The organism is Mesorhizobium sp. ES1-6, from assembly GCF_020164775.1.
Lineage (GTDB): Bacteria > Pseudomonadota > Alphaproteobacteria > Rhizobiales > Rhizobiaceae > Mesorhizobium.
Map to the genome: position 1 here is coordinate 61309 of NZ_JAIUGU010000001.1, position 21422 is coordinate 82730.

The following is a 21422-nucleotide window of genomic DNA, read 5'->3' on the forward strand; positions in this document are numbered from 1 at the left end:
TCAGAACAGGCGTTCGCGGACGTAGACGGTATCTCCGGGCAGCAGCGGGTCCGAGGTGACCACACGGCCGGTCATCACCTTGCCGTTGATGTCGCGGGTGATGTCGACGCTTTCCTGGTTGGCGCGCGGCGAGAAGCCGCCGGCGATGGCGATGGCTTTCTGCACGGTTAGGCCGGGGACATAGGAATACTGGCCGGCGGCGCCCACTTCGCCCATGACGAAGATCGGCCGGTAACGATCGATCTCGACCGAGACGTCGGGGTCGCGCAGATAGCCCTGCCGCAATTTGTCGGCGATCTCCTTTTCCATCTGCTGCGCGGTGTGGCCGCGTGCCGGTAGGGCGCCGACGAGCGGGAAGGAGATATAACCGGACTGGTCGACGCTGTAGGTATTGGTCAGGCCGTCCTGCTCGAACACGGTGACGCGGACACGGTCGCCGGCGCCGAGGCGATAGGGCTGGTCGAGCACCTCGTGGAAGGCGGCCGGCGTCGGCCGGTAGCTGGAGCAGCCGGCGAGCATCGAAACGGCAAGCAGTGCGCGAAACAGGGAAGCAGTGCTTTTCATGACCGGATACGTACCTTCGACTGGCCGCCGCGGCGTCGCAGCAGGCATCTGGGATTGGATCCGTTATCATCCTGTTAGGGTTAATGGCCGGTAAAGGACCCCGGCAATAGCGCCCGCGCAGGCAAGGTTTTACGATTTTATCGATTTTTTGCTGCTGCCCGCCAGTAAACCCTAATGAAAGCTTACCGTGATCTTAACGGCTGAGTTACCATAGTTGTTTACGGTGCATCCTGACCCAGTTCCGGAGTAGGGATGCATGTCCGTTCAATCCGCGGCCGCAGACGTCGACGTCGATCTCAGGCAGCTCTTCGCCAGCCTTGGCCGGAACTGGCTGCGAATTCTGGTCTTCGTTCTCGTGGTGACGGGGCTTGCCTTCGCTGCGGCGTCGTTCGCGACCCGCCACTACAAGGCCGAAACGCAGGTGGAGATCGCCCCGCGGGAATCGGTCTACACGCGGCCCGCCAGCACCAACCCGGACAGCGACAAGCCGATCCTCGACGAGCAGGGCGTAGCCACCCAGGTCCAGATAATTTCGTCCAACGAGATCCTCAAGCAGGTGGCGCAGAAGCTCGACCTGTCGCGGTTGCACGAATTCGACGAGACAGTCGACATGTCGGCACTGAACCGGCTGTTGGTCCTGGTCGGGTTGAAGAATGATCCGATGGACGTTCCGGTCGAGGAACGCGTGCTTAAGAAGATGCGCGAGAAGCTCAACGTCTTCGGCGTTGAAAAGACCCGCATCATTGCCATTGAGTTCTCTTCAGAGGATCCCAAGCTCGCCGCCGCCATCCCCGATGCCATTGCGGCCGCTTATATTGCAGGCCAAGGCGCGGCCAAGAGCGAATCGAACACCGCCGCCGCGGACTTCCTGGCCCCCGAGATCGCCGACCTGTCCAAGCAGGTCAGGGACGCCGAGGCCAAGGTCGCGGCTTACCGTGCCCAGTCGGACCTCCTGATGGGCGGTAACAATTCCACCCTGGCCACCCAGCAATTGGCCGAGCTGTCGACCGAGTTGTCGCGGGTGCGCGCCAACCGCGCCGCGGCCGAAGGCACGGCCGAAAGCGTGCGCAAGGCGCTGCAGAATGGCGGGTCGCTGGATTCGCTGCCGGAAGTTCTGTCTTCCGACCTGATCCAGCGCTTGCGCGAGCGGCAGGTCGAATTGCGCGCCAACATCGCCGACCTGTCGACGACGCTGCTCGACAATCATCCGCGTATTCGCGCCGCCAAATCGCAGCTGGCTGACCTCGACGCGCAGATCCGCAGCGAAGCCCAGAAGATCATGAAGGGCCTGGCGATGCAGGCCGATGCCGCCAAGGCGCGCGAAAGCCAGCTCGTCGCCGACGTTAACACGCTCAAGGCCGCCTCGGCGCAGGCCGGCGAGCAGCAGGTCGGTCTCGACGCGCTGCAGCGCGATGCCGCCGCCAAGCGCCAGCAGCTCGAACTTTACCTGACCAACTATCGCGAGGCAGCCTCGCGTCAGGATCGCAACTATGTTCCGGTCGACGCGCGCATCGCCTCGCCGGCTTCGGTCCCTTCCGAGCCATACTTCCCCAAGATCGGGCCGATCGTCGGCGCCGCCGCCGCGGCTTCCCTGCTGCTGGCGGCGGTGTTCACGCTGCTGCGTGAACTCTTCTCGGGCCGCGCCATGCGCCCGGCCAGGGGAGCACGGTTCGAACCGATCGACGAGGTGGCGATGCCGCCGGCCGCTTATCAGGAGCCGTCCACCCGCCTGGAACCAGCAGTCGCCAACGAGTTCGCCAATCGTAGCGCGGGGACATCATGGCCCGAAACGGTCGCGGATACGGAAACACGGCCGAGGGCGTGGCCCGAGGCCGATGTCGAGCCTGCCGCCGAACCTGAACCCTTGGCCAAGTCTGAACCCCTCGCCAAATCTGAACCCCTGGCCAAGCCTGATCCCGAGGTCAAGCCTGATCCCGTGGCCGAGCCTGAACGCATAGTGCCTGAACACATGGCCGAGCCAGAACCCGTCGTGGAGGTTCGGCGGCCGCCTTCCGTGCTGGGCGAGATCGACGTCGACAAGGCTGCCGAAAAGCTGATCGCCAGCGGCGCCGCGCGCGCCATATTCGTTTCCCCCGAGGGCGACGAGGCGGCGGCATCGGCGATCCTGGTGGCGCGCGAGGTTTCCGACGCCGGCCTGCGCGTCCTGCTGCTCGACCTCACCGCCTCGGGGGCCGCCTCGCGGCCGATGCTGGACAGCGGACTTTTCCCCGGCATCACCAATCTCTTGGCATCGCAGGCGCAGTTCAGCGATGTGATCCATGCCGACCTCTATTCCGACTGCCATGTCATCCCGGTAGGCACCGCCGATCCGGTTCGTGCCATGCGCGCCGCCGACCGGCTGCCGATCATCATGCAGTCGCTGACAACAGCCTATGACCTGGTGGTGGTCGAATGCGGACCGGCCGATGCCCAAGGCATCAGTCGTCTGGGCGACGAGGCCACCGAGGTGTTCCTGTCCATGCTGGAGGCCGACGACGAGGTGACGCAGGCCGCGGTCAAGCTCATCGAGAGCGGCTACCCCGATTTGACGCTGGTAACCCCGCTTGGCCACGAGCCGCCGGGCAACCCGGTGCCGGGTCGTCGCTCCGCGGCTTGAAAGGGCCATTTCCGAGAAGTGCCTGGCTATCCCAGTTCCAGGGTCGTCACGCCGAATATCCTGTCGGCGTCGAGCTGCGGCGGCGGGCCCTTGTACATGCGCGTGGTGGTGAAGGTCGCTGAGAAGCCTGCCGCTTCGAGCGTTGCGATGAAGTCGGCCCTGGTGGCCGGAACGTCGATGTTCAGGTCGCCTCCTTCGCAGGCGTACGAATAATAAGCTTCATGGTGATCACGTCGCGGCGGTGTTGGTCGACGGGGATTTCAGCAGGGATGAGAGATCCTGACCAGTGGCTTGCGCTGACGCGGCTATTTCGAGGCCGCGTTGACTCATTTTAGCTAAGCGTCGTCCTCGCCGGTCGTCGGCTGTGCCTGTCCGGCCGCCTTGCGGCGCAGCATCTTGGTCAGCCTCCAGATCATCGGGCTGTTCTTGACGAAAGCCTTCAGCCGCGCGCCCTGGCGAAGCGCCAGTCCCAGCGCCCGGCCCTTGAGCGTCAGCGGCACCAGAACCTCGAAATGCCGGGTTTCGATATCGCACCATAGCCGCTTGTAGGGCTCGTCTCCGACGGAGAAATCATAAACCGCAAACCCACTCCGGCACGCATCCTGGATGTTGTCGAAGAACAGGAAATCGCCCGGGCTGGTGTTGGCAAGGTCGTCCTCGGCGATTGCGCCGAACTCGCAGATCAGGCGCCTGCCCGAGCGGCTCGACCCAGTGACGGCGCGCAGTTTGCCGGCGACCTCCAGCCCATGCAGCACGAAGCAAAGTTTGTCCTCGGCAAGTGCTTGCGTGAACAGCCCCCGGAAGAAGGCGCGTGTCCGGTCGTCACCGAAGACGTTGGCAATGCCCATCTTGCGGAAGCGCTGTTCCTTCATCTCGAAAAACGCATCGAGCAGCCTCTCCACCTCGTCGGCGCTGCTCGCCTCGATGCGCCGGTGGCTGCCGACGGCCTCGAATTTGCGCGTCTGCGAACGATGCTTCTTGCGTTTGCGCTTGCCGCTGGCACGCAGCAGCAGCGCATCGAACCCACCGCTGAGGTCGACGGCCAGTGACAGGTTCGGGCTGGCGAAATGATCGAGCGATGCCAGCGGATTGGCGATGCCGTCGAGATCGGGCAGCAATCTTTCCAGCGCGATGAGGTCGATATCGGGCCGGGACCTGGCGATCGCCGCTAGCATCGAGCGGACGGCCGTGATGTCGGGGTTGATCAGCCATTGCGGTTCGGCGGCGCAGAAATTGCCATTGGCGTGGCGGCCGCCCATGAACTGGGCGACCCGTAGCGGGCCTCGCTTGACCACTTCCAGCGCCAGTGCGAAGGCCGGCTTGCCCTCCAGCTCGAGCGTGGCGATGAGCAGATCGGGCTTGACCTCGGCGGCCCAGTTCAAGACCCATGCCGCACTTTGCGCCGGCGCACAGAGCGCCGAACGACAGAACGCAGCATACGCGGCCAGCCCTTCGGCGGCGGTAACGGAAACCGACAGCCCCGCGGCATCCCCGCGCAGTGCGCGTGACGAGGCCTGGACCGCCGCGAGCCGCTTGCCATCAAATGACGCGGTTGCGTCAACCATACCTCAATCCTTAAGGCGTATTGATCCCGATTTGGGGGGGCGCTCGGGCGTATTCCGTGCTTGGATAGCCTAGGCGCAAAAGGTGAATGAATGATCGACGGTGGGGAGGCAATCCGGAAACTGGCGCTCAACGTCGCCCGCTATACCGGCCTCGCACCGCTGGCCAGGCCATTCGTCGGCGGCATCGGCGCCATCCTGATGCTGCACCGCGTGACGGCGACACCCGAAAAGCCCGACAGCGTCAACCGGCACCTCAACATCGCGCCCAGTTTCCTCGACGCCGTGATCGCCGACATGAAAGCGGACGGCTATGCCTTCGTTTCGATGGACGAAGCCGTCGAGCGCATCAAGGCGGGCGGCAAGGGCGGCCGGTTCGCCACCATTACCGCCGACGATGCCTATCGCGACAACATGACCGAGGCCCTGCCGGTGCTGGACAAGCATCGCGCGCCGCTCACCATCTATGTCGCGCCCGGGCTGATCGATGGCTCCGCCCACCTTTGGTGGGATGTGGTGGAGGACATCGTCAGTGCCTGCGACCGCCTGACCCTGGCGACATCGAATGGCCCGCTGGTGATCGATTGCGCGACACCCGCCAGGAAACATCAGGCCATAGCCCGCCTGCATGCCTATTTCACCACCGAGATCCGCGAGGAGGACCTGCGGACCGTGCTGCATGATCTGGCCGCTTCGAACGGCGTCGACGCGGACGCCCCGCGCCTGCGCACGCTGATGAACTGGGATGAGATCGGCACCGTCGCCGCGCATCCGCTGGTGACGATAGGCGCCCATACGATCAACCACAGCAATCTGAAGCGACTTTCCGAGGCCGATGCGCGGCGCGAGATCGGCGCCGTCAAGGACAAGCTGCTGACCGAGCTTGGCGCGGAGCCACGCCATTTCGCCTATCCCTACGGCTACGCCAGCGCCGTCGGCTGCCGTGAAGTGGGCTTTGCGCGCGACGCCGGCTATGCCTCCGCGGTAACCACCCGCCACGGCGTCCTACGCGCCGAACATGCCGGTTTCCTGCATGCCTTGCCGCGCATTTCGGTCAATGGCCGCTACCAGAGCCTGCACCATATCCGCACCATGCTGTCGGGCGTGACGACGCCGCTCGCCAACGCCGGCAAGATGGTTGTCACGATCTGACGGATTGCCCGGTTCGATCAGGGCTCAGCGCTTGGCGCGCGGCTCCAGCATCAGCCACTTGATGATGCCCATCGCCGGCAGCACCCAGAGCAGACCGCTAAGCAGGAAGAACAGGAATTGCACCAGCGCTCCCGATTCCGACAGCCGCGCCACCGCGAAGATCGAGGCGACCAGCGCGTAGACGATGACCAGCGCCACCAGCAGGAACATTCCGATCAGCTTTTTCAGGCGAATGGGCATGGTAAGGTCTCGTTGATGGCTACCGCTTAGGCCGAACGCCGGACGCGTGCAACCCACGACATCGGGCGCGACGGCGTGCCGCGCTGCCCGGTCTTGCCAGCAGGGGTGCGATGGTTCACCAATCCGCGACATTCAAACCGCCGGAAATAAACCCATGGCCGCCATATCCGCTGCTGCGCCTTACCAGGCCCGCGACCGCGACCTGCATAACCGGGCACTGGTGCGTGGCTGGCTCTACGTCGTGATCCTGGTGCTGTTCGCGCTGGTGCTGGTCGGCGGCGCCACGCGTTTGACCGAATCCGGCCTGTCGATCACCGAATGGCAGCCGATCCATGGTGTCATCCCGCCGCTCAACGACGCCGAGTGGCAGGAAGAATTCCAGCGCTACCAGCAGATCCCGCAATACACCGAACTCAACAAGGGCATGAGCGTCGAGGCGTTCAAGTCGATCTTCTGGTGGGAATGGGCGCATCGTCTGCTGGCGCGCAGCGTCGGCCTGGTCTTTGCCTTGCCGCTGCTGGTCTTCTGGGCCACGCGCCGCATCGAGCGCGGGCTTGGGCCGAAACTGGTCGGCATTCTGCTTCTCGGCGGGCTGCAGGGGGCCATCGGCTGGTGGATGGTGGCCTCCGGCCTGGTCGATCGCGTGTCGGTAAGCCAGTACAGGCTGGCGACGCATCTGACGCTGGCGGCGCTGATCTTCACCGCGACCATGGTGGTCGCGCGAGGTCTCGCTCCTCACTCCGAACCCGCCGCCGATCGCTCGACGCAACGCCTCGCCGGTTTCATCGTGCTTCTGGCGCTGATCCAGATCTATCTTGGCGGTCTGGTCGCCGGTCTCGACGCCGGCATGAGCTACAACACCTGGCCGCTGATGGACGGCAAGATTATCCCCGGCGATCTGCTGATCCTCGAGCCGGCATGGCGCAATTTCTTCGAGAGCCCGAAGACGGTGCAGTTCATCCACCGGCTTGGTGCCTATACGGTCTTCGCCGTCGCGCTCTGGCATATGATCGCGACGCGCAGGCGGGTGCCCGGTTCGACGCATGCGCGCCGCGCCACACTATTGTTCGGTCTGGTGCTGGTGCAGGCCTCGATCGGCATCGGTACGCTGCTGATGCAGGTGCCCCTGCATATGGCGCTGACCCATCAGGGTTTTGCGCTTGTCGTGCTGGGCTTTGCAGCGGCGCACTGGCGCGGCACCAAGGGCGCCTATCCCTTGTCCAACGGGGTTGCCGTCGGACGCTGAGTCCGGCCGTTCACATCCAGAATTCGTTCGCTTGCGTCGTCGTCCTGTCGCCGTCGAATTCGGCCTGACGCAACGCTGCCGCCGAAGATGCGGACTGAGTCTGATCCGCCTTGGCCGCTTGATCCTGATTTGCCTTGGCGACCTTGTCGGCAGCCTTGAGCGCATCGAGCCTTGCCTGGGCCGTAGCGATATCCTGCTGCACCTGGGCTGCCTGAACCTGATCCTTGATCGCCTTGGCCTGGTCTTCCAGATCCTGAATTTGCTTTTCGAGCGCGGCCTCCTCGGCTGCATTGCTCGAGGAGCTGGACGAGGAGTACTGGGCCGCGGAGGAGGAACCCGAGATCGCGCTGACCATGACAAATCCTTGGATAGGAGCCAGGACTGAGGTCTGTAGCCGATCATGGTGAACAAGCGGTTACTTCAGCTCTCCGCGGTTAGAAATGCACCCGCACCGCCTTGATCGCCTTGGCGATCGACAGTTCGCGGTTCTCCTCTACCGCATTGTCGTCCTCATGGTGCCAGGCCGCGGACAGGCAGCCATAGGCGATGGCATGGTCGAGTATCACCGCCGGTGATTGCCCCAACGTCCGGGCAAAGATCTCGGCCATATCCGCGATCCGTGGGGGATCGAGGCAAAGGGCATCGCGGTCGAGCGGGTTATAGAACATGTTGGCAGCGTCGAAGCCGGGATCGCCGAGCACGCCCTTGGGATCGATCACCAGCCAGCCGCGCGGGCCATGCAGAATGTTGTCGTGGTGGAGGTCGCCATGCAGCGGCCTGATACCGTGCGGGTTTGACAGCAGCCGCTCGGTGATCGTCGCGGCCTCGACATAGAGGCTTTCATCACCGATAGCGCGATCGGTTGCGGCTTTCTTGAACAGGCTGGCGTACCGCTCCCTGAGCGGCTGAAGCTCGGGCGGGTAGGGGTGATCGGATGGCGAAAGCAGCTTCTCCATAACCTCGGCCGCGATCGCGGTCGCTGCATTGTCGCCCTGTTCATCGAGAACCCGCGTAAGCAGCGTTTCGCCGGCATATTCGAGCAGCATGCTGTGGCCGTCGCGGCCAAGCAGGCGCACCGCGCCTTCGCCGCGCCGCCAGGCGAGATAATGTTCGCCGCGCAACTCGTCGGCAACGTCGTCGAACGGCTTCAGCGCCTTGACGATAGCCGGTGAGCCGTCCTCGCGCCGCACCTTCCAGATGCGGCTCGAAAAGGTTTCGGCAATGAGTTCGGGTTCGCAGACTCGCCAGCGCGCTGGAAACGCCGACGCGTCCATCACAGGCCGAGCATCAGGTCCATGTTCTGGACGGCCGCGCCCGAGGCGCCCTTGCCGAGATTGTCGTAGACTGCCAGCAGCAATGCCTGGGCTCTGCTGTCGTTGGCAAAGACATAAACCTTCATGCGGTTTGTGCCGTTGTAAACTTCTGGATCGATGTCCGGCACGCGCTCCAGATGCGCATAGGGCGCCACCTCGACCACACCGCCCTTGATCGCGGCGAAGTGGTCCGAAATGGCGGCGTGAAGTTCGGCGCCTGTCGGTACGCGGTCGAGGCCGCCGAGCTGCAACGGCACCACCGTGATCATGCCTTGCGCGAAATTGCCCACCGCCGGCTGCATGATCGGATCATGCGACAGCTTCGCATAGGCCTTCAATTCCGGCACGTGCTTGTGCTGCAGGGTCAGGCCATAGGGCAGGAATTCCGAGGCGTCCTCGCCCTTGGCGACATAGTCCTCGATCATCGGCCGTCCGCCGCCCGAATAACCCGTAATGCCATTGACCGCGATCGGAAAATTGGCCGGCAGCAGGCCCGCGGTGACCAAGGGCCTGAGCGTCGCGATCGGCCCCTGCGGCCAGCAGCCGGGATTGGCGACGCGCTTGGCCGTGGCGATCTTCCTTGCCTGCTCCTTGTCCAGCTCGGCGAAGCCATATTCCCAACCTTCGGCGACGCGATGCGCGGTCGACGCATCGATCACCTTGGTGGTGTCGTTGGCGATCAGCGAGACGCTTTCCTTGGCGGCGTCGTCGGGCAGGCACAGGATCGCGATATCGGCGGCGTTGAGGAATTCGGCGCGCGCGGCCGTTTCCTTGCGGCGCTCGACCGGAATGGAAATGATCTCCAGATCGCCGCGCTCGGCAAGCAGCGCCCGGATCTGAAGACCGGTGGTGCCATGCTCGCCGTCGATGAAGATTTTCGGTTTCATTGCCTGATCAAATTCCCTGATATCTCAGAATTATATGCCGTTGCCGTGATTGACCGCGGCACCATTGTGGTTGCCGTTGTTCAACTCTTCCTGTCGCGCCTTCCGCTCCGCCAACAGGCCGAGATACTGCATGGCGACCATCGAGCCGGCGATCGCCGTTATATCGGCGTGATCATAGGCCGGCGCAACCTCCACGACGTCGGCGCCGACAATATCGACCTGGTTGAGCTGACGCAGCGTCGACAGGATCTTCGCCGAGGACGGCCCGCCGGCAACCGGCGTGCCGGTTCCCGGCGCATAGGCCGGATCCAGGCAGTCGATGTCGAAGGTCAGATAGGTCTTCTTGCCGCCGGTGCGGTCGACGATGGCGTAGGCGATGTCGGAAGCCCGCATCTCCTCGATTTCATGGCCGTGCAGGATCTTGATGCCGAACGTGTCGGGCGCATGGGTGCGGATGCCGATCTGGATCGAACGGTCGGGGTCGATGATGCCTTCAGTGACCGCGCGGCCGACGAAGGACCCATGATCGATGCGCTTGCCGTCATCGGGCCACGTATCCTGGTGGGCGTCGAACTGCACCAAGGCGAGCGGCCCGTGGATGGCGGCGTGCGCCTTGAGCAGCGGCCAGGTGACGAAATGGTCGCCGCCGAGCGTCAGCAGGAAGGCGCCCGACTTCAGGATCTTGGCCGCTTCGCGTTCGATCGTGCCTGGCGTTTTCTGATGATTGCCCGAATCGAGCAGGCAATCGCCGTAGTCGACCACGGCGAGGTGCTCGAACAGGTCGCGCGAAAACGGGTATTGCGGGTCGTTGTCGAGGATCGCCGAGGCGCGGCGGATCGCCTGCGGCCCGAAGCGGGCGCCTGGCCGGTTGGTGACGGCGGCGTCGAAGGGAATGCCCCACACCACCGCATCCGCGCCCTTCACGTCCTTGGTGTATTTGCGCCGCATGAAAGACAGCGCGCCGGAATAGGTCGGCTCGTACGCGGCGCCCGTTTTGGAACGGGCGGTGAAGGCGTGGTCGATGTTCTTGGTCGCCATTACTGGTCCTCGGTTTTCATCGGGGTGCAACAACTACAGAACCGGCATGGAAGATGCCAGTCACAGCTTGGCGAGACGAAACCGCGCCGCCCGGGTGCCACGGCAAGACAGGATTTGTATCATCATGACGCAGACCGCGTTTCTTAATCCGTCGGACGCCGTGGTGTCGACCCACACCGGCACGATCGCCGGCGATCGCTTCCAGGTGCTCGATTCGTGGCGCGGCATCTGCGCGCTGCTGGTGGCGCTGTTTCATTTCCCGACCGCCTCGGCGATCTCGCAGAGCAGCTTTATCGGTTCGTCCTATCTTTTCGTCGACTTCTTCTTCGTCCTTTCCGGCTTCGTCATCGCCTCCAGCTATGCCAATCGGCTGAGCCGGCCGGGAGAGGTCGCCCGCTTCGCGCTGGTCCGTTTCGGCCGCATCTATCCGCTGCATCTGGTCATGCTTGCCGCCTTTGCCGGCTTCGAACTGTTGCGGCTGGTGCTGCCGCAACTGCATGGAACGGGGGCTGCCCCCTTCACCGGCGGCTTCGACATCAAGAGCCTGGCTGCGAATCTCTTCTTGCTGCAAGGCATCGGCTTCGAGGATCGTTTGACGTGGAACGCGCCAAGCTGGAGCATCTCGGCCGAGTTCTTTGCCTATCTCCTGTTTGCCGGCGTGGTCTTCGTCGCCGGCGCGCGCGCCTGGATATGGTTCGTCGCCGCCGCCGTCACGGCTCCGCTGTTCCTGCTCGCCTTCTCCACGCATCATATGGACGTATCCTACGATTTCGGCTTCATCCGCTGCCTCTACGGCTTCTCGCTTGGCGCCCTGCTCGCCTGGTTTCAGCATGATTCCATTGCAGGGGCGCGACAGATCCTGGCCAGAAGCGGCCCACGGATGAACTGGACCCTTGCCGAAATCGTCATGGTGGCCGTCATCGTTCTCTTCGTCTCGCTGGCGGGCGACAACAACGCCGGCATTGCCGCGCCACTGGTGTTCGCGCTGGCGCTGTTTCTCTTCGCCCATGAGGGCGGCTGGATCAGCGCGTTGCTCAGGACGCCCTTCATGCTGACCCTCGGCGCGCTGTCCTATTCGATCTACATGGTCCACATCTTTGTCCAGGCGCGCCTCATCAATGTCGCCGGGCTCGTCGAGCGCAAGCTCGGCCTCGGCTTGATTGGTGACATCGTGCTGCGTGGCGAGCCCGCGACAGGCTTTGGCGCCGGCTGGACGGGAACTGTGGCGATCGTCTTCATGCTGGCCGCCACCGTCGCCGCGTCGTGGATCACCTGGCGCCTGGTCGAAATGCCCGCAATGGCCTGGTTCCGTCGGCTGTCGAAGCGCATCTGACCCGGCATGGCGGCCAACCGCTAGCCGGCTTCGTTCACCTGGATGTCACTGAGGTCGCCTATCCCCGGCTCGATCCGGCAAGGAGCGATTCTCAATGCGGACGACCTGGCTGAGCCTTCTGCTTTCCACCGCCCTGGCGGCCGCCTCCGGCCAGTCCCTGGCTGGCGAAACCCGCGCCAGGCAGATCCTCGACCGCTTCGAACATGCCAACCAGTGGCGCGACCATGTCATGGTTGCGGCGCATAGGGCCGGCAGCATGCAGGCCGGCAAGACGCTCTACGCGGAAAATTCACTTGCCGCCGTCGAAGGCTCGATCGCGATCGGCGCTGAAATTGTCGAAGTCGACATCAGGCGCTCGAAGGACGGCGAGCTGATCGTCATGCATGACAGCTGGCTTGATCGGACGACGACCTGCAAGGGCGAAGTCATCAACTACACTCTCGCCGAATTGAAGAGATGCCGGCTGGTGATCGAGGGCACCCATGCCGTCACCAACGAGACCGTCTCGACGTTGCGCGAAATGCTGATGGCGACCAGGGACAGGATTCTCATCAATCTCGACAACAAGCTCGAAGTGGGCGATCTCCCGGGCATGATCGCGGTGGCACGGGATCTCGGCATGGCCCATCAGGTCATCGTCAAGGAAAACCTGTGGAACCAGAACAGGATCACCACGGTGAAGGCCGCCATGGCTGCCATCGATGGCGGTGTCCAGTTCATGCCCATCCTCGCCGATGACGCGGTGCATGATGCCGGCTTCGCCGAGACGGTGGACCATGCTTTCGCGCCGCGCGCGATCGAGCTGATCAACTGGCGGACTGGCGCCGAGACGCTGACCCAGACCGGCGGGCCGCTGTTCAGCACCCGCATGCGCGCCGAGGCGGTGAGGGGCGACTGGCATATCTGGGCCGACACCTATGCCATCGTCAACAAGCCGGGCGGCTTCCTTGCCGGCGGCCGTGGCGACGAACTGGCGGTCCAGGCAAGCCTGCCGCGCGAAGCCTGGGGCTTTTGGGCCGATCGCGGCGCCACCATCATCCAGACCGACGAGCCGAAGGCGGCGATCACCTGGCTGGCCGCGAATGGCTATCGCGTGCCTTACGCGGGATCGGGTGAGCGCATCGAACCCGCGAACACCGCCAGCATCAATTGATCTCCTGCATCTGATGCTTGTCATCCGGAAGTGACCTCGGTTTCGGGACAACGGCATGCATATTGTCAGAAGCTTGCGGTAGGTCGGGCGCATCCGGTTCGCCGCGACAGGCTGTAAAGCAAAAAGGCCGCCCGGAGGCGGCCTTTTCGATATGGACAGATCGAAACGCTTAGCGCTTCGAGAACTGGAAGGAGCGACGGGCCTTGGCCTTGCCGTACTTCTTGCGCTCGACGACGCGGCTGTCGCGGGTCAGGAAGCCACCCTTCTTCAGCACGGCGCGCAGCGCCGGCTCGTAGTAGGTCAGCGCCTTGGAGATGCCGTGACGCACCGCGCCGGCCTGGCCGGAGAGGCCGCCGCCGACGACGGTGGCGACGATGTCGTACTGGCCCGAACGGTTCGAGGCGATGATCGGCTGGTTGAGGATCATCTGCAGGACCGGACGCGCGAAATAGGTCGCGAATTCCTTGTCGTTGACGACGATCTTGCCGGAACCCGGCTTCACCCAGACGCGCGCAATGGCGTTCTTGCGCTTGCCGGTGGCATAGGCGCGGCCCGACTTGTCGAGCTTCTGGACGTGGACGGGGGCCGCGGCCTGCGTGTTGGTGTTGCCGGTAGCGGCGCCCAGTTCTGCGAGCGAGGAAAGCTCAGCCATCTTATGCGACCTTCTTGTTCTTGGAATTCAGCTTGGCCACGTCGAGAGTCTCGGGCTGCTGGGCGACATGCGGATGCTCTGCGCCTGCATAGACGCGCAGGTTCTTCATCTGGCGACGGCCGAGCGGGCCACGCGGGACCATGCGCTCAACGGCCTTTTCGACGACACGCTCGGGGAAACGGCCCTCGAGCAGCTGGCGCGCGGTGCGCTCCTTGATGCCGCCGGGGTGGCCGGTATGCCAGTAATAGACCTTGTCGGTGAACTTCTTGCCGGTGAACACCACCTTGTCGGCATTGATGACGATGACGTTGTCGCCGTCGTCGACATGCGGGGTGAAGGTCGGCTTGTGCTTGCCGCGAAGATGGTTGGCGATGACAGTGGCCAGACGACCGACGACGAGACCTTCGGCGTCGATCAGGATCCACTTCTTCACCACATCCGCAGGCTTCTGCGAAAAGGTTGTCATGTTTTCTGCTCTCGGTTTGGACCTTCCCCAATCCACAAATGGTAAGGAAGGCGTTTCTTGTTGCTTGGATTGGTGACAAGGCACGTGCCCCGCCGCCAATAACAAAACGGCGGCCTTTGCGGGCCGCTGCTTCGTGAGGGCTTATAGGCGAGGGGGAACTGCACGTCAAGCAGATCAAAAAGCTCTACCGCGAAGAAATAATAGCAAAAACAACGACCTAGGTAAAAGGTATTATTTTACCACACGTGCCTAGTTGCCGCGTCGCGGGCAAATTCAGTGTTTTGCCTCGATCTCCTTGCGAGCCGCGCTGCAGAGGAATGCCGATCGCGTGATCCCGCGCTGTCGCGCGGCGGCGTCAATGGCCCGCAAAACGCCGCGCTCGAAGGTCACGTTGGCTCTAACGACCGCACTGTCATTGTCGATAAGGGGAACGGAAATCAGGTAGCCGCCCTCGGCTAGAGCATCACGTATATCGGGGAGGGCGACAATCTCTTCGTGGTGTGATGGTTCCGGGACTGGCATATCCTCGGCCCACAATTGCAAAGCCTCAACCGCTTTGGGCACGATATCTTCGGCAGCGTCCGCGGCTGAAAAACAGCCGGGAATGTCCGGAAAGCGAATGCCGAAGGCGCTGTCGGGTTCCTTTTCGACCAAAGCGAAATAGCTCTTCATCGTGGGTTTCCAGTGCAAATCGGGTTATCTGATCCAGCCAGCCTGCTTGGCGATTGCGCGGGCAGTGCCGGTTGGCAGGTCCTTTTCGGGATGTGGGACAATCAGCACGATCTCGCCCTTCCGGAGTTTGTGGTGTGAGCCCCGTATCGAAATCAGCTCAAATCCATCCTCCTTGAGGCGCTTCAATATCTTACGGCTGTCACGCTCAAGCAAAAGTCACCTATGCGCATATATATACACATCATGTGGCAGATTCAACCATTACGACCGCTTCGGCGGGATCGAATAGGTGCCCGTGGCATGCGCGATCGTGTGTCCATCCGGGCCGGCGACGATGTCGATATCGAATACCATCAGGCTCTTTCCGAGCTTTAGGATGCGGCAGTGGCCGTCGATCGGCCCGGCCTCGGCCTTGCGCACGAAGTTGATGTTGAGATTGGTGGTGACCGAGAGCGCGTCCGGCCCGGCATGGCTGAGCACGCAGACATAGCCGCCAATGTCGGCCAGCGTGAACAAGGCAGGGCCGGACACCGTGCCGCCGGGGCGCAGATGTCGTTCCCCGGCGTTGAGCCGGACAATGCAGCCACCGGGAAAGACCTCGATCGCTTCGTAGGCGGCGGAATTCTCATTGAGTTGAGGAAAGACGCTTTCCATCAACACGTTGATCTGCGCTGCGGTCAGCACCGGCTCGAGGTTGGTCTGGGCGGGCATGTCGGTCTCTCGTTCTGTGTCATGCCTGTATGGGCGCGGCCGGGCGTTTCTGGCAACATGTACATCGTCCTGGCGCAAGCGATGGTGTTGGACGAAACCCGATCCGTCATTAGATACTGTGCCAGCCCGACCGGAATCGCGGAGACCTTTAGCCATGGCCGAAATCCTTGCCGTCAAGCCTGCCGCCGCCGACGAGGGCCCGGTCACGACAAGGCTGGACAAGGGTGTGCTGCGACTGACGCTTACCAATCCCCCCGCCAACGCGCTGTCGCTCGCCGTGATGGCGGCGCTGACGGCGGAACTCGACCGCGCCAAGGCCGACAGGGCCGTCCGCGTCATCGTGCTGTCGGCGGCCGGCAAGGTGTTCTGCGCCGGCCACGATCTCAAGGAGATGACGGCACGCCGCGCCGACGCCGATCGCGGCAAGGCCTTCTTCGAGGAGACGTTTGCCGCCTGCGCCGCGCTGATGCAGGCGATCGTGCGCCATCCCTTGCCTGTCATCGCCGAGGTCGACGGCCTGGCGACAGCCGCCGGCCTGCAGCTGGTCGCCAGCTGCGACCTGGCGATCGCCTCGCATGAAGCGACCTTCTGCACGCCGGGCGTCAACATCGGCCTGTTCTGCTCGACACCGATGGTGGCGCTGTCGCGCAACGTCTCGCGCAAACAGGCGATGGAGATGCTTCTGACCGGCGAGACAATCGATGCCGCCACCGCCAAGGAGTTCGGCCTGATCAACCGCGTCGTGCCACGCGAATACCTGAATCAGATCGTCACCAAATATGCGCAAACCATTGCTTCCAAATCGTCCTTGGTGGTCAAGACCGGTAAGGAAGCCTTCTATGCTCAGGCCGAGATGGGCCTGGCGGACGCCTATGCCTATACCGGCCGCGTCATGGTCGAGAACATGCTGGCGCGGGACGCGGAAGAAGGCATCGGTGCCTTCATCGGCAAGCGCAAGCCGGAATGGACCGACGAATAGGACAGCGAGCGTGGAACCGCGCATTTCCATCATCACCATCGCCACTGACGATCTGGATCGCGCCGTAGGTTTCTACGAGGCGATGGGCCTTACCCGCCATGCCGGCATCACCGACGGTGTCGCCTTCTTCCAGATGGGCGGCGCTATCCTCGGTCTGTTTCCGCGCGAAAGCGCCGAGGAGGATGCGGGGCTCGCTTTCGCCAAGGCGCCTTCCGCCGTCTATCTCGCCTACAACACCCGTTCCGACGCCGAGGTGGATGAGGTGCTTGCGATGGCGGAGCAGGCCGGCGGCAGGATCGTCAAGCCGGCGGGCCGCGCCTTCTGGGGCGGCTGGTACGGCTATTTCGCCGATGCCGACGGGCATGTCTGGGAAGTGGCGCACAATCCAGCCTTTCCGATCGCCGAAGACGGCACGATCTCGCTGCCCGAAGCATAAAGATCGCGTGATGGCCTATCGCAAGCAGCTGACGCGGCTCAAGGCGCCATATCTCAAGCGCATCCTTCTCGATCCCGAGCGTGTGGCCGATCGGGAAAAATACCCCTGGAACCTGCCGCTGTTTCGCGGCCGCGAGTTCGAGCTCGAATTCACCACCCCGATCACCATCATCGTCGGCGAGAACGGCACCGGCAAATCCACGCTTCTCGAGGCGATCGGCGCACTTGCCGGCTACGATGAGGCCGGTGGCGGCAAAGGCTATCGCCCGGTCGACCATTCCGGCGCCATCGACAAGAGTGGTGCGGCCCTGGCCGATACATTCCGAGCCCACTGGCTGCCAAAAGTCACCGCGGGCTGGTTCTTCCGCGCCGAATCCTTCTACTCGGTGGCCCGCTATCTCGACCAGGCGGCGTTGGATTCTGGCGGTGCGCCGCCGGATTTCCTGTCCTGGTCGCATGGTGAAGGCTTCATCCGCTTTTTCGAGGAGCGCTGCCGCCGGCAAGGCATCTATATTCTCGATGAGCCAGAGAGCGCGCTGTCGCCTTCGCGTCAGATCGAACTGCTCAAGATGCTGCGGCGCATGAACCAGTCGGGCACGGCGCAAGTGATCATGGCCACCCATTCGCCGTTACTGATGGCCTGTCCGGGCGCGCGGCTGTTTCGCATCAGCCGCTTCGGGCTCGAGCCCTCCGACTTTCGTGACACGGACCACTTCCGCATGCTGCGTGATTTCAGCAATGACCCGGATGGTTTTCTCGCTGAGGCGTTGTATGAGGACGAGCCATGAACCACGATAGCTACGACAACGCCTATATCGGCGGCATCCTCAATTCGGTGAAGACCATCGCCATGGTCGGGGCGTCGGCCAATGATGTCAGGCCGAGCTATTTTGTGCTGAAATACCTGCTGGCCAAGGGGTTTTCGGTTTTCCCGATCAATCCCGGCCAGGCCGGCAAGGAAATACTCGGCCGGATGACCTATGCTCGTCTGGCAGACATTCCCGAACCCATCGACATGATCGACATTTTCCGCAATGCCGCGGCGGTTCCCGGCATTGTCGACGAGGCCTTGCAACTCGATCCCTTGCCGAAAGTCATCTGGATGCAGCTTGGCGTGCGTCATGACGAGGCGGCCGCGCGCGCCGAGGCGGCCGGCATCAAGGTGGTGATGAATCGCTGCCCCAAGATCGAATATGGCAAGCTCTCCGGCGAGATCGGCTGGACCGGCGTCAACTCCGGCGTGCTGTCGTCGAAGAAGCCGCTGATGCGTCAGGGTTTTCAGAGTTTTGGCGTGCGTCAGAAATAGGCATTACGCAGCGGCGCAAAATTATTCCGCACAATGCCGTATTATCCTGCGGTGCGATCGAAGGATCGGCGCCGAAAGGTATTTTCTTCTTTGCATTCGACGCCGCGCTTCGCCAAGAATGCTCAGCGAATTTTGAAGGTTATCGAGGGAGGTTTCAGTGACCCATACGCCCGGTTTCAACACGCTCGCCGTCCATGCCGGCGCCAAGCCCGATCCGGCCACCGGCGCGCGCGCCACGCCGATCTACCAGACGACCTCCTTCGTCTTCGACGATGCCGATCATGCCGCTTCGCTGTTCGGGCTGAAGGCTTTCGGCAACATCTACACCCGCATCATGAACCCGACCCAGGCTGTGCTCGAAGAGCGCGTCGCCGCACTCGAGGGCGGCACGGCTGCGTTGGCGGTTGCCTCCGGCCATGCCGCGCAGGTCATCGTCTTCCACAATCTGATGCAGCCCGGCGACAATTTCGTTGCCGCGACCAGGCTCTATGGCGGGTCGATCAACCAGTTCGGCCATGCCTTCAAGAATTATGGGTGGGAGGTGCGCTGGGCCGACACCAATGACATCTCGACCTTCGAGAGCCAGATCGACGACAGGACCAAGGCGATCTTCATCGAGAGCCTGGCCAATCCGGGCGGCACCTTCGTCGATATCGAGAAGATCGGCGACATCGCGCGCAAGCACGGCCTGCCGTTGATCGTCGACAATACCCTGGCCTCGCCCTATCTGATCCGGCCGATCGAGCACGGCGCCGACATCGTCGTCCATTCGCTGACCAAGTTCATCGGCGGCCACGGCAATTCGATCGGCGGCGTCATTGTCGACGGCGGCACCTTCGACTGGTCGAAGTCGGGCAAATACCCGATGCTGTCGGAACCGCGGCCCGAATATGGCGGCCTCGTCCTGCACGAAACCTTCGGCAATTTCGCTTTCGCCATTGCCGCGCGCGTGCTCGGCCTGCGCGATCTCGGCCCGGCGATCTCGCCGTTCAACGCCTTCCTCATCCTGACCGGCCTCGAGACTTTGCCGCTGCGCATGCAGCGCCATTGCGACAATGCGATCACGGTCGCCGGCTGGCTGTCCAATCACCCCAAGGTCGCTTGGGTGAATTATCCCGGTCTGCCCGGCGACAAGAACAATGCCTTGCAGAAGAAATACTCGCCGCTGGGCGCCGGCGCCGTGTTCACCTTCGGCCTCAAGGGCGGCTACGAGGCCGGCGTCAAATTCGTCGAGGCGCTCGAACTCTTCTCGCATCTGGCCAATGTCGGCGACACCAAGTCGCTGGTCATCCATCCAGCCTCGACCACGCACCGCCAACTGTCCGACGAGCAGAAGGTCAAGGCCGGCGCCGGCCCGGACACGGTTCGGCTGTCCATTGGCATCGAGGATGTCACCGACATCGTCGCCGATCTCGAACAGGCACTCGCCAAGGTCTGATTGCCATGGCTGAGCCCAAATTCCTTGCCGTCGGCGTCGACACTGTCGACGCCGAACATGGCGCGCCCGCGCCGGATCGCCTGATCTCGGGCGATCCGAAATTCCGCACCTGGAACGTCGAGGAGCGCGACGGCGGCCTTTATGCCGGCATCTGGGAAGCGACCCCCGGCAAATGGCGCATCGTCTATGACGAATGGGAATTCTGCCACATTCTCTCGGGCGTCTCGGTGATTGCCGAAGATGGCGGCGAAGCCCGCACCGTGCGGGCCGGCGACAGTTTCGTGCTGCGGCCGGGCTTCAAGGGAAGCTGGGAAGTGCTTGAAACGACTCGCAAGGAGTACGTGATCAAGCTCTGATCATTTCGCCACGCTGCCCCAGGCCCGCTATCGTTCAGAAATCGACGGCGAGCGTTTCCAGCCCATGGAAGTGGTAAGTGTCGCGGAAGCGCGGCTGTTCGGCAAGATGCAGCTTCGGGTGCCGCTCGAACAGGGTTTTCAGCGAAACCTGCAGTTCAAGCCGCGCGAGCGGCGCGCCAATGCAGAAATGGATGCCGGCGCCGAACGACACATTCTTCTGGTCGGCCCGCTCCGGCCGGAAGGCCCGCGGCTCGGCAAAGACGCGCGGGTCATGATTGGCCATGCCAAGCAGAAGTCCGATCGTCTGGCCGGGCTGGACGACGATGCCGGGCGCGATTTCGGTCTCCTGATAGGCGTAGCGCATGAACATGTGCAGCGGCGCGTCGAAGCGCAGGCATTCCTCGACCGTTGCCGCTGTCGCTTCCGCCGAGGTGAAGAAGCGGCGTGGGTCGCCGCCTTGCGCCAGGATCGAGCGCACCGCATTGCCGGTCTGGTGCACGGTCGCTTCATGGCCGGCATTGAGCAGCAGGATGGCCGAGGAGACCAGTTCGTCCTCGGACAGTTTCTGGCCGTTTTCCTGGGCCGAGATCAGCAGCGACAGCAGGTCGTCGCCCGGGTTCTTGCGGCGCTCCGCGACGTAGCCGCGCAGAAAGTCGGAAAATTCCCCCGCCGCGCGGTTGGCCGTGTCCTCGGTTTCGCGCGTGCGGCCATGGATGTACATGGCAACCATGCGATGCGACCAGTCGATCAGCTGGGGCCCCATCTCGACCGGCACGCCGAGCATTTCGGCGATTATGGTGATCGGCAAGGGAGAGGCGAAGGCCGGCAGGAGATCGACGGCCTTGCCTGGTTCGAAACGGTCGATCAGTTCGTTGGCGAGTGCTTCGACGCGCGGCCGCAACCGTTCAACCTGACGCGACACGAAGGCGCGGTTGACCAGCGTTCTCAGGCGCGTGTGCACAGGCGGCTCCAGTTCCAGCATCGAATTGGCCTCGATGCCGTCGAATGCCTTGAGATGGCTTCGGTCCTGCCCGATGCCGCGGCTGTCGGGAACACCGGCCGGGTTCTGGCGGCCGAAGCGGCGGTCGCGCAGCAGCCGGTTGACATCGTCGAAGCCGCCAAAGCACCAGAAGCCGAACTCTTCCCAGAAAAACGCATTCGACGCCTCATGCAGGGCGCCGTAGGCCTCGTAAGGGTTCAGGAAGAAAGCCGGTTCACGCGGATCGAGCCTGAGGCGGAGAGTGGCTGGATCAAAGGCCAGGTAGGAGAGCGTCGATTTGGTCATGCCAGACCCATAGCGCG

At 63.2% G+C, this 21422-nt stretch carries 24 protein-coding genes and 1 pseudogene; 11 read left to right on the forward strand and 14 right to left on the reverse strand.

What is annotated here, in order from left to right:
* Positions 1-564: a polysaccharide biosynthesis/export family protein gene (locus LB564_RS00340; RefSeq protein ID WP_224534284.1), complete on the reverse strand. Its 564-nt coding sequence runs from the start codon at positions 562-564 to the stop codon at positions 1-3.
* A 256-nt stretch (positions 565-820) separates the two neighbouring features.
* On the opposite strand from LB564_RS00340, the gene LB564_RS00345 reads away from it, so the two are divergent.
* Positions 821-3181: an exopolysaccharide transport family protein gene (locus LB564_RS00345; RefSeq protein WP_224534286.1), complete on the forward strand. Its 2361-nt coding sequence runs from the start codon at positions 821-823 to the stop codon at positions 3179-3181.
* A 26-nt stretch (positions 3182-3207) separates the two neighbouring features.
* Here LB564_RS00345 and LB564_RS00350 read toward each other — a convergent pair.
* Positions 3208-3369: pseudogene (locus tag LB564_RS00350) on the reverse strand (GNAT family N-acetyltransferase); the annotation flags it as partial.
* 147 nt (positions 3370-3516) lie between these two features.
* A complete protein-coding gene (locus tag LB564_RS00355; protein WP_224534287.1) occupies positions 3517-4746 on the reverse strand; it encodes a GNAT family N-acetyltransferase in 1230 nt (409 codons plus the stop codon).
* Between the two features lie 90 nt (positions 4747-4836).
* Here LB564_RS00355 and LB564_RS00360 point away from each other — a divergent pair, with 90 nt between their 5' ends.
* Positions 4837-5895, forward strand: coding sequence for a polysaccharide deacetylase family protein (locus LB564_RS00360; RefSeq protein WP_224534289.1), 1059 nt, complete (start codon positions 4837-4839; stop codon positions 5893-5895).
* A 24-nt stretch (positions 5896-5919) separates the two neighbouring features.
* On the opposite strand, the gene LB564_RS00365 is transcribed toward LB564_RS00360, so the two are convergent.
* Positions 5920-6135: a DUF2842 domain-containing protein gene (locus LB564_RS00365; protein ID WP_224534291.1), complete on the reverse strand. Its 216-nt coding sequence runs from the start codon at positions 6133-6135 to the stop codon at positions 5920-5922.
* 154 nt (positions 6136-6289) lie between these two features.
* On the opposite strand from LB564_RS00365, the gene LB564_RS00370 reads away from it, so the two are divergent.
* Complete coding sequence (locus LB564_RS00370) at positions 6290-7381, forward strand: COX15/CtaA family protein (RefSeq protein ID WP_224534293.1); 1092 nt, start codon at positions 6290-6292, stop codon at positions 7379-7381.
* A gap of 10 nt (positions 7382-7391) precedes the next feature.
* Here LB564_RS00370 and LB564_RS00375 read toward each other — a convergent pair whose 3' ends face one another.
* From LB564_RS00375 to speB, 4 genes are all read right to left on the reverse strand, one after another.
* The gene (locus LB564_RS00375; RefSeq protein ID WP_224534294.1) at positions 7392-7736 is read right to left on the reverse strand and encodes a hypothetical protein; all 345 of its coding nucleotides are present in this window, start codon (positions 7734-7736) and stop codon (positions 7392-7394) included.
* A 79-nt stretch (positions 7737-7815) separates the two neighbouring features.
* Complete coding sequence (locus LB564_RS00380; protein ID WP_224534295.1) at positions 7816-8655, reverse strand: aminoglycoside phosphotransferase family protein; 840 nt, start codon at positions 8653-8655, stop codon at positions 7816-7818.
* Positions 8655-9581 carry an N-acetyl-gamma-glutamyl-phosphate reductase gene (gene argC, locus LB564_RS00385; RefSeq protein ID WP_140706849.1) on the reverse strand — a complete coding sequence of 309 codons (927 nt, stop codon included), beginning with the start codon at positions 9579-9581 and terminating at the stop codon, positions 8655-8657. The genes LB564_RS00380 and argC overlap by 1 nt, the downstream gene beginning before the upstream one ends.
* A gap of 30 nt (positions 9582-9611) precedes the next feature.
* A complete protein-coding gene (speB, locus tag LB564_RS00390) occupies positions 9612-10619 on the reverse strand; it encodes an agmatinase (RefSeq protein WP_224534296.1) in 1008 nt (335 codons plus the stop codon).
* A 124-nt stretch (positions 10620-10743) separates the two neighbouring features.
* Here speB and LB564_RS00395 point away from each other — a divergent pair, with 124 nt between their 5' ends.
* Positions 10744-11952: an acyltransferase family protein gene (locus tag LB564_RS00395; RefSeq protein ID WP_224534297.1), complete on the forward strand. Its 1209-nt coding sequence runs from the start codon at positions 10744-10746 to the stop codon at positions 11950-11952.
* Positions 11953-12046: 94 nt separating this feature from the next.
* Positions 12047-13105, forward strand: coding sequence for a glycerophosphodiester phosphodiesterase family protein (locus tag LB564_RS00400; protein ID WP_224534298.1), 1059 nt, complete (start codon positions 12047-12049; stop codon positions 13103-13105).
* A 169-nt stretch (positions 13106-13274) separates the two neighbouring features.
* On the opposite strand, the gene rpsI is transcribed toward LB564_RS00400, so the two are convergent.
* The 5 genes from rpsI to LB564_RS00425 form a co-directional block, all read right to left on the reverse strand.
* Positions 13275-13757: a 30S ribosomal protein S9 gene (gene rpsI, locus LB564_RS00405; protein WP_010915637.1), complete on the reverse strand. Its 483-nt coding sequence runs from the start codon at positions 13755-13757 to the stop codon at positions 13275-13277.
* Between the two features lies 1 nt (position 13758).
* A complete protein-coding gene (gene rplM, locus LB564_RS00410; RefSeq protein WP_140706841.1) occupies positions 13759-14223 on the reverse strand; it encodes a 50S ribosomal protein L13 in 465 nt (154 codons plus the stop codon).
* A 273-nt stretch (positions 14224-14496) separates the two neighbouring features.
* Positions 14497-14895, reverse strand: coding sequence for a type II toxin-antitoxin system HicB family antitoxin (locus LB564_RS00415; protein WP_224534299.1), 399 nt, complete (start codon positions 14893-14895; stop codon positions 14497-14499).
* 24 nt (positions 14896-14919) lie between these two features.
* The gene (locus LB564_RS00420) at positions 14920-15108 is read right to left on the reverse strand and encodes a type II toxin-antitoxin system HicA family toxin (RefSeq protein WP_224534301.1); all 189 of its coding nucleotides are present in this window, start codon (positions 15106-15108) and stop codon (positions 14920-14922) included.
* 48 nt (positions 15109-15156) lie between these two features.
* Complete coding sequence (locus tag LB564_RS00425) at positions 15157-15606, reverse strand: PaaI family thioesterase (protein WP_224534303.1); 450 nt, start codon at positions 15604-15606, stop codon at positions 15157-15159.
* A gap of 154 nt (positions 15607-15760) precedes the next feature.
* Between LB564_RS00425 and LB564_RS00430 the strand changes: the two genes are divergently transcribed.
* The 6 genes from LB564_RS00430 (at position 15761) to LB564_RS00455 (ending at position 20120) form a co-directional block, all read left to right on the forward strand.
* Positions 15761-16585 carry an enoyl-CoA hydratase gene (locus tag LB564_RS00430; RefSeq protein ID WP_224534305.1) on the forward strand — a complete coding sequence of 275 codons (825 nt, stop codon included), beginning with the start codon at positions 15761-15763 and terminating at the stop codon, positions 16583-16585.
* A gap of 10 nt (positions 16586-16595) precedes the next feature.
* Positions 16596-17021 carry a VOC family protein gene (locus LB564_RS00435; protein ID WP_224534307.1) on the forward strand — a complete coding sequence of 142 codons (426 nt, stop codon included), beginning with the start codon at positions 16596-16598 and terminating at the stop codon, positions 17019-17021.
* A gap of 10 nt (positions 17022-17031) precedes the next feature.
* Complete coding sequence (locus LB564_RS00440; protein ID WP_224534309.1) at positions 17032-17808, forward strand: AAA family ATPase; 777 nt, start codon at positions 17032-17034, stop codon at positions 17806-17808.
* The gene (locus LB564_RS00445) at positions 17805-18326 is read left to right on the forward strand and encodes a CoA-binding protein (protein WP_224534311.1); all 522 of its coding nucleotides are present in this window, start codon (positions 17805-17807) and stop codon (positions 18324-18326) included. Before LB564_RS00440 ends, LB564_RS00445 begins: the two co-directional genes overlap by 4 nt.
* Before the next feature lie 157 nt (positions 18327-18483).
* Positions 18484-19764 (forward strand): O-acetylhomoserine aminocarboxypropyltransferase, encoded by a 1281-nt coding sequence (locus LB564_RS00450; RefSeq protein ID WP_224534313.1) that lies wholly within the window; start codon positions 18484-18486, stop codon positions 19762-19764.
* A 5-nt stretch (positions 19765-19769) separates the two neighbouring features.
* Positions 19770-20120 carry a cupin domain-containing protein gene (locus LB564_RS00455; protein WP_224534315.1) on the forward strand — a complete coding sequence of 117 codons (351 nt, stop codon included), beginning with the start codon at positions 19770-19772 and terminating at the stop codon, positions 20118-20120.
* Positions 20121-20154: 34 nt separating this feature from the next.
* On the opposite strand, the gene LB564_RS00460 is transcribed toward LB564_RS00455, so the two are convergent.
* Positions 20155-21405: a cytochrome P450 gene (locus tag LB564_RS00460; protein WP_224534317.1), complete on the reverse strand. Its 1251-nt coding sequence runs from the start codon at positions 21403-21405 to the stop codon at positions 20155-20157.
* Positions 21406-21422 lie beyond the last annotated feature (17 nt).

Excerpts from the sequence above, each read along its gene's own strand:
- LB564_RS00430 (WP_224534305.1), top strand. The coding sequence starts at position 15,761 with ATGGCCGAAATCCTTGCCGTCAAGCCTGCCGCCGCCGACGAGGGCCCG.
- LB564_RS00415 (WP_224534299.1), bottom strand. The coding sequence starts at position 14,895 with ATGAAGAGCTATTTCGCTTTGGTCGAAAAGGAACCCGACAGCGCCTTC.
- argC (WP_140706849.1), bottom strand. The coding sequence starts at position 9,581 with ATGAAACCGAAAATCTTCATCGACGGCGAGCATGGCACCACCGGTCTT.
- LB564_RS00460 (WP_224534317.1), bottom strand. The coding sequence starts at position 21,405 with ATGACCAAATCGACGCTCTCCTACCTGGCCTTTGATCCAGCCACTCTC.
- LB564_RS00360 (WP_224534289.1), top strand. The coding sequence starts at position 4,837 with ATGATCGACGGTGGGGAGGCAATCCGGAAACTGGCGCTCAACGTCGCC.
- LB564_RS00345 (WP_224534286.1), top strand. The coding sequence starts at position 821 with ATGTCCGTTCAATCCGCGGCCGCAGACGTCGACGTCGATCTCAGGCAG.
- speB (WP_224534296.1), bottom strand. The coding sequence starts at position 10,619 with ATGGCGACCAAGAACATCGACCACGCCTTCACCGCCCGTTCCAAAACG.
- LB564_RS00375 (WP_224534294.1), bottom strand. The coding sequence starts at position 7,736 with ATGGTCAGCGCGATCTCGGGTTCCTCCTCCGCGGCCCAGTACTCCTCG.
- LB564_RS00340 (WP_224534284.1), bottom strand. The coding sequence starts at position 564 with ATGAAAAGCACTGCTTCCCTGTTTCGCGCACTGCTTGCCGTTTCGATG.
- LB564_RS00425 (WP_224534303.1), bottom strand. The coding sequence starts at position 15,606 with ATGCCCGCCCAGACCAACCTCGAGCCGGTGCTGACCGCAGCGCAGATC.
- LB564_RS00445 (WP_224534311.1), top strand. The coding sequence starts at position 17,805 with ATGAACCACGATAGCTACGACAACGCCTATATCGGCGGCATCCTCAAT.
- LB564_RS00365 (WP_224534291.1), bottom strand. The coding sequence starts at position 6,135 with ATGCCCATTCGCCTGAAAAAGCTGATCGGAATGTTCCTGCTGGTGGCG.
- LB564_RS00455 (WP_224534315.1), top strand. The coding sequence starts at position 19,770 with ATGGCTGAGCCCAAATTCCTTGCCGTCGGCGTCGACACTGTCGACGCC.
- rplM (WP_140706841.1), bottom strand. The coding sequence starts at position 14,223 with ATGACAACCTTTTCGCAGAAGCCTGCGGATGTGGTGAAGAAGTGGATC.
- LB564_RS00440 (WP_224534309.1), top strand. The coding sequence starts at position 17,032 with ATGGCCTATCGCAAGCAGCTGACGCGGCTCAAGGCGCCATATCTCAAG.
- LB564_RS00380 (WP_224534295.1), bottom strand. The coding sequence starts at position 8,655 with ATGGACGCGTCGGCGTTTCCAGCGCGCTGGCGAGTCTGCGAACCCGAA.
- LB564_RS00395 (WP_224534297.1), top strand. The coding sequence starts at position 10,744 with ATGACGCAGACCGCGTTTCTTAATCCGTCGGACGCCGTGGTGTCGACC.
- LB564_RS00370 (WP_224534293.1), top strand. The coding sequence starts at position 6,290 with ATGGCCGCCATATCCGCTGCTGCGCCTTACCAGGCCCGCGACCGCGAC.
- rpsI (WP_010915637.1), bottom strand. The coding sequence starts at position 13,757 with ATGGCTGAGCTTTCCTCGCTCGCAGAACTGGGCGCCGCTACCGGCAAC.
- LB564_RS00355 (WP_224534287.1), bottom strand. The coding sequence starts at position 4,746 with ATGGTTGACGCAACCGCGTCATTTGATGGCAAGCGGCTCGCGGCGGTC.
- LB564_RS00400 (WP_224534298.1), top strand. The coding sequence starts at position 12,047 with ATGCGGACGACCTGGCTGAGCCTTCTGCTTTCCACCGCCCTGGCGGCC.